Below are 12,538 nucleotides of genomic sequence, written 5' to 3' on the forward strand. Positions count from 1 at the left end.
CGCATTCGGTATGAACTTTGTTTCATCTCCAGCAATGTGTTTTACGATTCGTAACGTTCCCTTTGGTGGTAAATCACCTTGCGCTCCGCCACCTGCGTTTATATTTTTAACATTGGCAGTTTCTGAATGAGATACCGGTTGCTCATTTACAACTTGGTAATTAATCGTATAATCATTATAAAAATTTTCTTGGTTCATTCCACTGTCAGTTATAGCAGTTTTATATCTGAGATTGAAAGATTGACCACTTATATAATCCTTATTAATTCTAAGTTCAAAAGAGTTACCGTTAGAAGTAAAAGTTCCATAACCCTTATCCATAAATTGTTGAGGTGCTAAATTTTCATTTCCCAAAACAAAACTATCTAGTATTAATGTTTGACCCGATTGTAATGTATCAGTCAAAACAATATCAGAGCTTAGCTGTTGCTTGTTATTGTTTATAGGTATCTCCCACTTCACTTCAGTTGGAGCATCCGGGTCAATTCTACCTGTTTTATAGGCAAATGGTGCTGTACCACCTCCACCACTGGTTGGTCCCTTAATTGTTATCCTTTTCGTCTGTAGTTGTGTACCTAGATTTGTATCAACTGTTAACGTTTGATCTTGACCTACATTACTAGTTGCTTGCACTTCAAAATAAAAATATCCTCTAATATTTTGAAGTTTCTCCACCACATCGCTAAATGTACATACCACATTCGTTTTCGATACTTGACAAGTACCAAAGCTGACACCTGCATCATTCTTTAAATCAATCGTTCGACTATATCCTTGTAATTCTTGCGGTAACGTTAATGTTAGTGTGTCTCCCTGCTTCATTTTATTTCCAGATTTATCACTAAAATCAACTTTTATTCCCGTTCGTTCTCCATAACCTAGATCTGTTTTGTCAAACGTAAAGTTATCAACAAACCCGGCCGTATTTAATTCTTGTGCACTTGCTATTATAGATGTGAAATTCTGACCTATAGTAAATATAAAAATCATTATAATCGAAAAAATCGAAGTCACTCTTTTTATCATGTCATTCTCCTATAAATTATAATTAGATGGATTCTAATATGAATATACAATGACAATGACTTAATAGGCTGATGGCATTCCGTTTCTTTCAACAGTTATAAACTAAAAAACTTGAAAATAGATTTCTATAAACGCTTTCTCTCCCCTCCAATAAGCTTCAATTCTTTAATCTAACATTAATTTAACTAAGTTTACTATTTACAAATTTAATAGTTATTGATATTATTGTAACTATTGATGTTACGTATATCATCATCCCTATCAAATCTTGAAAGCATGTATCATATCTACCATCTTATAGATAGCATAAATTTCTGATTAATAATGTTTTCATTTCAATGCTATCAGTTTATTCATACTACTTTCCATTATTTTCAGATTCATAGCATCAGTATGTACCAATTTGATAGCACCTTTTTATTAATTCACAATTTTATTTACCAGAACCTTTTGCCCCCTCCTACAGGCATTACCCCCCATGCTCTCATCCATAATATAAAACTATTTAGATACCAAAAATAGTTTCTGTAACTTTTGTAACTGATTTTGTAATTAAAAAAACAAACATAAATTAATACCTCATTTGGGATAAGCTTTTTATTTTATACTCGCTCCTACATACACCGAAATATCATCCTTAAGTGCTTGTGCTAAACCTCAGCCTAAATTTTGATTCATTTAGTAAAAACCACAAACAATTTTGTTTATTCATGTACCTCTTATATATCATTTCCAAGGTTTATAATTAAATAGTCCTATGCTTTTTAAAAGAATAAACAGTAACGTTCACTAATTTATGTCCGCTTATGAATTTAGAACTTTAATCACAATCTACATGACTTATAAACTTCATGGTTAAATCTCGCTATACCAAACCTTCAATTAAATTCTCAGCATGACGACTAGATTCATAATTAATTGTTGTTGCTTATTTCTTTATTGGCATGAAACCAAATTTCACATTGCTAGATCGGCACAATGGGCCTCAATTCCCTTTACAAATATTTGTAATAAATGTGCACTTAAGTAATCAAGGTGTCATAAGAATAACAGAATACTCACACTCTACTTTTACCAATTAATCACATCTCAGTCCCCCCTATCTATACCCGATATAATATATAAAATAAAACAAAGAAAGAGTAGTAAGCGTAAATATCAATCAGACTTATATTAAACTGAATCTTCAATATTTTCTGTTTAAATAAGGGTATTTTTAGCCACTCTTTCTTTGTATTATGAGTTTAGCACCAAATATAAAGTATAACAAGACAAAAAAATTCAAATTTCGCATAATTTCGACATTTTTTTCACGAAACAATACAGGTCGTTAATTAACACGGATCGCCATATATATCCATCTAATTAAGAATTTTATGACGCTCTCAAAATAAAAACTTGTACATTTTCATCTTGAGAAGTCATTTTTTTATTTTTGGGATATTTTCTTAGCTTGATGGTGATGGAAAGTGACCCCAATTAAGCTAATTCCCCCATTTCACAGATTTGATCAAAAACACCCAAATAATATCTTGTTTGAATTGTTTTACTTTAAAATATTTAACTTATTACGCTTCCGTTTATCTTTTCAAAAGCATAACTTCGCTTCGAAAGCTTTGCAACAGAACCAGAAATATATAGTATCACATCAAAAAATATAAATCTATATTGATTTTTTTTTAATAATTTATATATAATTATAATGAATATAAAATGAAAGTCAATCTCAATTAGATATAAGGGGGGGAGTATGGACAGGACAAAACATTTAGTAGAAAAGCAAGCCCCTGTTTCGAAATGAATGAAGTAATGCCAATTAAAAATGATTAGATTAATAAAATTGGAACCCAAATTAGATTACAAAATCGATTTTGGGTATTGGTAAGAAGTCATTCTATTTAATGCTAAATGAGGACACACGGAATAATAGCAAATTAGGAAATGTAATATGTTCTTGCTTCCATTTCTTATAGTATTTAATAACTTTTGACTTCAATCTGGCTTTGTATAAAGCTTTTTTAACTTGAGAAATGAGCACAGTTACTCCTTTGCTCACAAATTAACTGTATAGCTTCCGATATCCCATTTTTCTATTTAAAAGTTTAAATTGCATAATAATGGAACGATGCTTCTCTAGATTCTTGATATTTTTGATGAATTTGTAACAGAACCTTTAGTTACACGCAATATTCTTTAAATACAATATTTTATCATCTTAGGAGGAAACAGTATGAAAGGTTCAAAGTTTCTTTATAAAGCTCCCCTTATATTAACAATGAGTGCCGTGTTGATGGGGTGTAACACAGCAAAACAAGAACAGTCAAAAAAGGATACAGCTACACAAGAAAAATCTACAGAGAAAAATACGCAATGGTCATATGAAGGGACTACTGGTCCAGAGCACTGGGGAGAATTGAAACCAGAATACAAAATGTGTTTAAATGGGCAAGAACAATCTCCGATAGATATCAAAACGGAACAAATAAAATCAACAGTTGAGGATGCTAATCATTTACAAATTAATTATCAACCAATATCATTTTCTATTAAAAATAATGGACATAGTATTGAGGGGAAAGCAAATAGTTCTGATGATTATCTCACGCTTGGAGAAAGTCGTTACACATTAAAACAATTCCATTTCCATACACCGAGTGAACATCAATTTGAAGGAAAACATGCAGATATGGAACTACATCTGGTCCATCAAAATGATCAAGGTCAGTTAGCAGTAGTAGGTATTATGATAAAAGAAGGACAAAAAAACGAAGGTTTTGCAGAAATGTGGGAAAATCTCCCGAACAGCAAAAATACACAGGGTGATGTGCAGCATACCATTGATATAAAACAGCTTCTTCCTTCAGATCGTTCGTCATTTCGTTACATGGGTTCTTTGACAACACCTCCTTGTACAGAAAATGTTCAGTGGATTGTGATGAAACAGACAATAGAGATGTCCAAAAAACAAATTGAGGCGTTCCATAAATTATTCCCAACGAATAACCGACCAGTTCAGCCGATTAACGGAAGGGAAGTATCGTAAACATAAGGAATTGTTGGAATATAAAGCAAAATAGTATAGCAAACAAGTGGTTTTGGTATCTAAAACATTCGCTTCTAGTCAATTATGTTCCAATTGTAGATATAAAAACAAAGGCGTAAAAAATCTAACCATCCGTGAGTGAGGGTGTGCTTCTTGTGGCACACAAAACGATAGAGGTCAATATGCAGTGCTCAATCTTAAAAACAAAGCAATTCGCCTTTTAATCGTTGGAACTACGAGGATAGCCTAATGAATTAGAACCGTTAGGTTTCTGTACTTAGGAATCTCCCACTTCAAACAGTCCGTAAGGATGTTAAGTGGTAAGTAGTTCAAGAATAATTTCAGGATACACAATGATATTATTTTTTGTACCAGAACGGAAAAAAGCTGCTGTCCTAATGGGACAACAGCTTTTTCATTATGCTACGTCTTCTTTTTGTTTCTTTTGTAGTGTACTATTTTTGTAACCGTAACTGAAGTAGACAACAAGTCCAATTACAAGCCATATTGTAAAGCCGATCCATGTTGTTGCTGGGAGTTGTAATGCTAAGTATCCACAGAATAGAACAGCTAAAGCAGGAATCCATGGTACCAAAGGCACTTTAAAAGCGCGCGGTAGTTCTGGTTGTTTTTTACGTAAAATAATTACTCCAATTGATACAACGATGAATGCGAATAATGTACCGATATTTGTTAATTCTGCTAGTTTACTTAAAGGAACAAAACCAGCAAAGAAAGCAACCATAGTGGCAGTAATCCAACTATTGATAACAGGTGTTTTTGTTTTTTTATTTACACGAGAAAATGCTTTTGGTAGTAAGCCATCGCGGCTAATTGCGTAAAATAATCGTGTTTGTCCATATAACATAACAAGTAATACAGTTGTAATTCCAGTAATCGCTCCTAAAGAAATGAAACCAGCAACCCAATCTTGTTGAATGTATTGTAGTGCAAATGCAACAGGGTTTTTCACACCTAACTGATCGTAAGGTACAATCCCAGTTAAAACTAATGAAACAACGATATATAGAATCGTACAAATTGTTAAAGAAACAATAATGCCGATTGGCATGTTACGCTGTGGATTTTTGACTTCTTCAGCAGCTGTTGATACAGCGTCAAATCCAATGTAAGCAAAGAATACAGTTGCAGCCCCAGTTGTTACGCCAGAGAAGCCGAACGGCATAAAAGGTGTCCAGTTTTCAGGCTTTACATAGAAAGCGCCAACGCCGATAAATAGTAAGACAACCAAAAGTTTGATAGCTACCATGATAGCGTTAAAACGCGCTGATTTTTTTGCTCCCCTTGTTAATAACAACGTCATTAGAAAGATGATACAGATCGCTGGTAAGTCTATATATGTTCCCGCTTCAGGACTATATGCACTTGTTAAAGTAGTAGGTAATGTAATACCGAATCCACTTAATAATCCTTGTAAATACCCTGACCAACCAGATGCAACGGCTGATGAAGCTAATCCATATTCTAAAATTAAATCCCATCCTAAAATCCAAGCGATCAATTCTCCAAATGTTGCATAGCTATAAGTGTACGCACTACCGGATACCGGTACAGTTGATGCAAATTCAGAATAACATAATGCTGCAAATACACAGGCTAAACCGGATAAAATAAACGACAAAACAAGTGCTGGTCCTGCGTGTTCTGCTGCTGCAACACCGGTAAGAACGAAAATCCCAGTTCCGATAATAGCGCCGACCCCGAGCATAGTAAGATCAAATGCACCGAGTTCTTTTTTTAAAGATGCTCCTTTTTGTTCTGACTGTGCTAATAATGCTGAAATAGATTTTTTTCGAAATAGATTCATATAGATACCTCGCTTCTGGTTGTTGTAATATTCTGAAAAATGATATCGTTTTTGTCGTATAATGTCGAATCATTGTATCTCGTATTCTAATTCAAATAAATATTTTTGTAAATGCTTTTTAGAAAATTCAATCTTTTTAAAGACCTTTAAGCATCTCCTTATTTCTTTTTGGTTATTTCCCATCATTCCAAAAGGCATTAACTATCCAATCTATTACCTGTTGCCTCCCTATAAACCATAATAATTTTAAAATAGTAATCCCAGCTGTTATAAAAACAACAAATTAAATTTTTACAAAAGAAAACAACCTGTATAAAAACAGGTTGTTTTCTTTTATAGGGTAAAACAAAGAAAGAGTGGAAAAAAATGCACAAACTTCTACGGCACAAGAAGTAAAGCGATCGGAGAAAACTAAAAATTCTGATATCTTACTAGATAAGGGTTTTTGTTTTCTCTTTCTTTGTTGTTATGAGTTTAACATAAAAAATAACACGAATCAACAAAAAAACCGAAAATTCTGTTCAATTCGACATTTTTTTGATATTTTTTTACCACAACTTTTAAAAGTCTGCTATTCTTTAAATATCTTTCACTTTAATATTGTTTTCATTTTAATGTTGTAATACATTCCCCAAGGAGGCTTATTATTATATGAAGATGATCACTACCACTTTTTCATTAACAACTGCTGCAATTGCTACACTTCTCCCTTCAGTAGTAGCAGCTGATTCTCATGCTGTATCAATACCACAAAATGACAAAGTAAAAATCGGATTTGTAAATTTTGACAAAGTACATCTGTATCAGGATGCTACTACAAATAGCAACTCTATTGGAAATATTACATTCAATACTCCAGTTAAAATAATAAAAACAACACCTGACTGGTATAAAGTAGATGTACAAAATAAAATTGGCTACATGCAAAAATCTTATCTTTCTCCCACAAAACAAACACAACCAAAAAATCAATATATTGTAAATGCGATTGCATTAAATGTTCGTATAGAGCCAAATGCAGAATCTACTATTCTCGGTGTACTACCAAATGGAAAATACATCTCCATTTTAGAAGAATGTGGTGAATGGTATAAAATTTCTTATAATGGAAAAACAGGATATGTGAAAAAAGAATTTGTCTCTGATGGTTCCTATTCAATGGTTAAAGGAACCACCGTACAAGGAAATTCATCTTATTATGTTGCAACTCCTGTATTAAGAGTGCGAAGCGGAACGGGAACTAACACTTCTATAATTGGATCTTTAAAAAATGGTACCCAATTACAAGTTGTAGAAACAGTAGGTTCTTGGTATAAAATACGTTTCGGTTCAGGTTTTGGATATGTAGCTAAACATTATGTATTACAAAACAAACCACAAGAAACTCCTTCTATTCCAGCTGTTTTCAAGTACCCAACGAAAGGGATAGTCAGCTCTATATTTGATGTTCGTTGGGGAGAAATGCATTACGGAGTAGATTTCACAGCTCCAGGTGAAGTTCCAATCCTGGCAGCAACAAGCGGAAAAGTAATAAAATCCTACTACTCTAATTCCTATGGAAATGTTGTGTTTATTGCTCATACGATAGATGGGAAATTATATACAACCGTTTATGCACATTTAAAGGATCGTACAGTACAAGCGGGTGATCGGGTTGAAACCGGACAAATGATAGGACACATGGGGAATACAGGACATTCAACAGGGCAACATCTTCATTTTGAATTACATAACGGCGAGTGGAATTTTGAAAAAACAAATGCAGTGAATCCCATACCTTATCTAGTTCAGTAAAGTATTGTACCAAGTATTTGTAAAGAGAACCACTAAGGATTTATTTCCGGGTGGTTCTTTTGGATACTTACAAGGAATGGAAATCTGGTTCAATTACAGCCGTAGGAGCTATGAAAAAGTATGGCATCAAACATTCCTCATTTTATAAACTTGCCAAACAGTATGAGAAAAATTAAAATGTATATGTTTTGACATATTCATTTTAAAATGTGGATGGGACCCCTTTTAACAAAACCGGAGTGGGAATGATGAGTATAAATAGTTTTGTGGGATTGATAAAGGACGAATTATTAAAAGAGGTAAGCATAAGAAGTGAGGATGAATTCGAGCCTGTAGTAGTTAAAGATATTCCTAGACTTTGGAAGTGTTTAGGGACAGGTAATTATGCCGCAGTATTTATGCACAAAGAATACAAAGATTGGGTAGTGAAAGTTTACGCGCGAGAAGGAGAAGGAATTGAAAAAGAGTCAGAAGTATACCGAAGAATCGGAAGTCATCCTTCTTATTCGAAGCTTATATATAAAGGAGAAAATTTCATAGTATTGAAACGTTTAAAAGAAATTACCTTATACGATGCTATTCATAAGGGGATTAAAATTCCTAAGCAGGTAATCCTTGATATCAATGAAGCTTTAGAGTATGCAAGGGAACAAGGATTAACTCCTTGTGATGTTCACGGGAAAAATGTGATGATGGAAAACGGAAGGGGCTATGTAGTCGATGTATCTGATTTCTTAAAAACAAAAGAAGATAGTAAGTGGAGAGACCTAGAAAAGGCATATTTTACATTTTACTTGCCTTTCATTTATAAATTGTCTTTCCCTGTTAAAATACCGTATTTCATGTTAAACATTGTTAGACGTTCATATAGAAAATATAAGAAGCTTAAAAAGAAATTCAAATTGTAAAAGGACCACATACTTATCTTTAGGTTAGATAAGTGAACCACTAGGGAACAAAAGGACTGTATATTTTAGATATGTCTAATATGTACGGTCCTAATTTTATAACTTCATGAATTGACACTCCCACCCCTAAAGGGGCCAGCTGACTAACGTCAGTGGGATTCTTGCTACCAAAGGCGAAGTCCATTTCTGGTATCGCTGACGTGCAAGATTGCGGTGTGCCATCACCACTCCCACAACAGACCATATAGGTTCGTGGGCTACGGTACTGTGACCATACCGTACAGATTGTTGGTTCTCAAATGTTTTTACGGGTTCTGTTGCAAAGTTTTTGAAAGTAAGCTAAACTTTTGCAAAACAGAGTGAGGAGAATCCTAAATGAGATATTTTAAAGGAAAACAATTCAGGAAAGATATTATTTTGGTAGCCGTCGGCTACTACTGTCGTTTTTCTTTAAGTTATCGGGATGTATCTGAAATTTTGAACGAACGTGGTGTATCTGTTCATCTCACAACCATCATGCGATGGGTTCATGAATATGGAAATTTGATTTATCAAATTTGGAAGAAGAAAAATAAGCATGTACATGTATCTTGGAAATTGGATGAGACTTATATCAAAGTCAAAGGAAAATGGTGTTACCTATATCGTGCGATTGATAAAGAAGGTCACACATTAGATATTCAACTTCGCAAAAAGCGAGATTATCAGGCTGCTTATGCTTTTATGAAGGGGCTCGTAAAAACATTTGGAGAACCCACGGTTCTCACAACGGACAAAGCCCCAGCGCTACTTTGCGCATTTAACAAATTAAGAAAAAAAGGATTTTATCAAACTACAATCCATTGTACAATCAAACATTTAAACAATCTTATTGAACAGGATCATAGGCATGTAAAGAGACGTTTTGCCAAATCCGCAGGATTTCAAAATCTTCGTCATGCTTCACGTACGATAAAAGGCATTGAAACCATTCATGCCCTATATAAACAAAGGCGAAGTCTTCAAAGAGACTCCGCCTTTTCAACGTACAATGAACTTCAACAATTACTAGCTACTTCATAAACATTGCTCCTCATTTATCAACCTGTTTATGCTTTTTTCAAACTTTGCAACAGAAGCTTTTCAAATAGGTATTTCCCTTATGGGAAAAAATGGATCCAAAGTCTTTTAGTTAAAAATTTCATGCCTCAGATTAATTAAATAAAGTAACTTTTTTAGTAAATCAAGCCCTTTTCTCAGTTCTTCATTCTCACGCTAGAGCTTTTCATTTTATACTGGGTACTATCCCATCGCTATCTGAAGTAAACAACTAATAAAAATAGCGTGTTTTTCAGTTTATTCACACGAGCTTTTTAAAAGCAGTACAATTTATGTGTTACACTAGTTTTATAATATATTTAAGGAGTGGGCTTTACTTGAAAACATTATTAACCATTTTAATCCTATTACTCTTCTGTCTATTTTATCAGTGGCGTTATCGACGATAGGGCTTATTGGGATACAGCTACATGCCCATCAATCTAAACAAGAAAAACACCCCATTGCCATCAATTTAAAATCTCATACCACCCCCAGAACGAAAATTTTGTGCATTTTGCTCGTATTTATTGTTTGGGGATAACTCGTTCTTTTAGCTTGATGGAGATGGGGTGGTACCCCTATAAAAACAGCCCTTTAGATAAATAGATCTAAAGGGGGGGCAAAACATCGCGTCTTTTTTATAAACACTGTGACTTTATTTAAAAGCGACACATAACAGATAAATCGAAATTTTGATTTTTTAATTTCAACATTCCTCCATTTAATAATAAAAATCCTCCCTTAGATTTTTCCAAAGAGAAGCTTTTTACGTCACCCATACCTTATACTTAAGAAACAAACAACTAGTATCATGATATCTCGCGTCTAATTTAGATTTTCATAAATAATATGAAAGATAGATACATAAAAATCATAAAAACTAACAAGGAAAACAGAATAGATATGAAAATAATAGAGTAATTAGATGGGATAAAGATACCGGCCTGGATTTCTCTTCTTTTTCTTGCGTATTGAATAGTAGATAATATGCCCGTTATAAAACCAATAACGCACGCAAAAATCCCAAGAACTATTACTAGTATATTTATATAGGGATTGGAACTGATCTTAATAGTAAAATGCAATGAAGTCGTTAAAAATCCTACTCCTGTAATAGATATAGCTGTTCGTATCCATGCTAAATAAGTTCTTTCATTCGCTAAATGTTGTTGGGCATATTTCACACTTTCTCCCGTTATATCTTTTATCTTATTTAAAGCTTCCATAAATAAGACATCTTCCCCCTTTATTAACAGCTGGAAAATAGAGACAGAGAAAATACTCGCTCTTCTTGCATTACATTTTATTGCCTTAAATGGCTCTTTTCTTTAGTACCGTACCCTATAAAATCATAGAGATTTTACAGTACTAGAGACTTTTAACAGACCGGACTCCCTGTGGGATTGGACAAACATAACTAGCGCCATTTAATCTTTCCTGTAGTTCCATTTTTGCCTGACTAACGACTTCCGGCCGAAGTAAAATTTCGATAGCAGTAGCTGCCATTACTTTTCCTGCATGAAGCATCCCCTTATGCCCCAGTGATGTTCCTCCCTGCGCTACAATCTGCCATGTATGGGGTTGTGTCCCCATTGCGAAACAACAAGTTGCGCATTGTACAGTAGGTACTACCCAGCTGACATCTCCTACATCTGTTGAACTTTTCATGTGAAACGTTTTTTTCGTATATGGCAAAAGTATGGTAGATAAATCTTGATCTTTCAGCTGTTCAGCAAAATCCGCCCCGTCCCGTATCGGTAGCATACCTTTCTTATCCTCTACTGTTAAAGTAGACCTAATATGATGTGCAAACCCCATTTCCTCTTCATCAAAATTAGGAACGCCAAGTTCCCGAAAGTTTTCATACATAATGGCTTCGAGTGTATGATTTGGAACCAGGTTGGAGCATCCCTTATCCAAAATAATGTCAACTTCTGTCTCAGTCATCATGGCTGCCCCTCTTGCAACCTTGCATATGCGCTGATATAGCTCTTCTACTTGTAATCTTTCTGGAGCGCGGATTGTATAGAGTACTTCTGCTTCAGCTTGTACAACATTGGGTGCCGTTCCTCCAGAATTAGTAATAGCGTAATGAACACGAGCTTCTGGAATGATATGTTCACGTAAGAAATTCACTCCAACATTCATAAGCTCTACAGCATCCAATGCGCTACGTCCGAGATGAGGTGCATTCGATGCATGAGACGCTTTCCCCTTAAATTTGAAATAAACTTGATAGTTTGCAAGATTGGTCACTGATACTACCGCATTAAAAGGATAAGGGTGCCAAGAAAGTGCAATATCTACATCATGAAATAGACCTTCACGTACCATTATCGTTTTTCCAGATCCCCCTTCCTCAGCTGGACAACCATAATAACGTATGGTTCCTTCTATTTGATTTTCTTCCATATAACGTTTTACTGCAAATACCGCTGCTAATGATCCGCTGCCTAGCAAATTATGCCCACATCCATGACCGTTCCCTCCCTCTTCAATTGACTCACGGGTTGGTATTCCACGTTTTTGGCTTAATCCAGGAAGAGCATCAAATTCTCCAAGAATGGCAATTACGGGACCCCCACTTCCATAACTTCCAATAAAAGCAGTTTCCATGCTAGCGACACCACAGTCTACTTTGAATCCTTCTTCCTCTAGCACCTCACAAATTATTCTGGAAGATTGAAACTCTTCGAATCGAATTTCAGCGTATTCCCAAATACGGTCGCTTACATCAATAAATGTTTCTCTATTTCCCTCAATAATTTTGGATATTCTTTCATAATTTATCATATCAAACACCTCTATTTTTCAAATTATCAATCACTTGATTTATAGATACTGTAAGCTTTCTCTATT

General features: G+C 34.4%; 8 protein-coding genes and 2 pseudogenes. 6 read left to right on the top strand and 4 right to left on the bottom strand.

Annotation, left to right across the window (positions count from 1 at the left end; translation table 11 throughout):
- Positions 1-1,026 (bottom strand): collagen binding domain-containing protein (locus tag BAU28_RS00080; protein ID WP_244158049.1); only part of this gene is annotated, 1,026 nt, incomplete at its 3' end.
- Between the two features lie 2,230 nt (positions 1,027-3,256).
- Here BAU28_RS00080 and BAU28_RS00085 point away from each other — a divergent pair.
- On the top strand, positions 3,257-4,069 hold the full coding sequence (locus tag BAU28_RS00085) for a carbonic anhydrase (protein WP_071717325.1): 813 nt from the start codon (positions 3,257-3,259) through the stop codon (positions 4,067-4,069).
- A 10-nt stretch (positions 4,070-4,079) separates the two neighbouring features.
- Positions 4,080-4,319, top strand: a pseudogene (locus tag BAU28_RS30795) (zinc ribbon domain-containing protein); the annotation flags it as partial.
- Positions 4,320-4,487: 168 nt separating this feature from the next.
- Here BAU28_RS30795 and BAU28_RS00090 read toward each other — a convergent pair.
- Positions 4,488-5,897, bottom strand: a complete 1,410-nt coding sequence (locus BAU28_RS00090; RefSeq protein ID WP_071717326.1) for a branched-chain amino acid transporter BcaP — start codon at positions 5,895-5,897, stop codon at positions 4,488-4,490.
- Between the two features lie 651 nt (positions 5,898-6,548).
- Between BAU28_RS00090 and BAU28_RS00095 the strand changes: the two genes are divergently transcribed.
- The 4 genes and pseudogenes from BAU28_RS00095 to BAU28_RS00115 all read left to right on the top strand — a co-directional run bounded on the left by BAU28_RS00095 (position 6,549) and on the right by BAU28_RS00115 (position 9,661).
- Positions 6,549-7,691: an SH3 domain-containing protein gene (locus BAU28_RS00095; protein WP_071717327.1), complete on the top strand. Its 1,143-nt coding sequence runs from the start codon at positions 6,549-6,551 to the stop codon at positions 7,689-7,691.
- 59 nt (positions 7,692-7,750) lie between these two features.
- Positions 7,751-7,867: pseudogene (locus tag BAU28_RS30800) on the top strand (recombinase family protein); the annotation flags it as partial.
- Positions 7,868-7,939: 72 nt separating this feature from the next.
- Positions 7,940-8,599: a protein kinase family protein gene (locus BAU28_RS00105; RefSeq protein ID WP_071717328.1), complete on the top strand. Its 660-nt coding sequence runs from the start codon at positions 7,940-7,942 to the stop codon at positions 8,597-8,599.
- Between the two features lie 375 nt (positions 8,600-8,974).
- Positions 8,975-9,661 carry an IS6 family transposase gene (locus BAU28_RS00115; protein ID WP_071717329.1) on the top strand — a complete coding sequence of 229 codons (687 nt, stop codon included), beginning with the start codon at positions 8,975-8,977 and terminating at the stop codon, positions 9,659-9,661.
- An 848-nt stretch (positions 9,662-10,509) separates the two neighbouring features.
- Here BAU28_RS00115 and BAU28_RS00120 read toward each other — a convergent pair.
- Positions 10,510-10,905 (bottom strand): YidH family protein, encoded by a 396-nt coding sequence (locus BAU28_RS00120; protein ID WP_071717330.1) that lies wholly within the window; start codon positions 10,903-10,905, stop codon positions 10,510-10,512.
- A gap of 142 nt (positions 10,906-11,047) precedes the next feature.
- Positions 11,048-12,472: a M20 family metallopeptidase gene (locus BAU28_RS00125; protein WP_208610955.1), complete on the bottom strand. Its 1,425-nt coding sequence runs from the start codon at positions 12,470-12,472 to the stop codon at positions 11,048-11,050.
- Between the last annotated feature and the right edge of the window lie 66 nt (positions 12,473-12,538).

It is taken from the genome of Bacillus paramycoides (assembly GCF_001884235.1).
GTDB lineage: Bacteria > Bacillota > Bacilli > Bacillales > Bacillaceae_G > Bacillus_A > Bacillus_A paramycoides.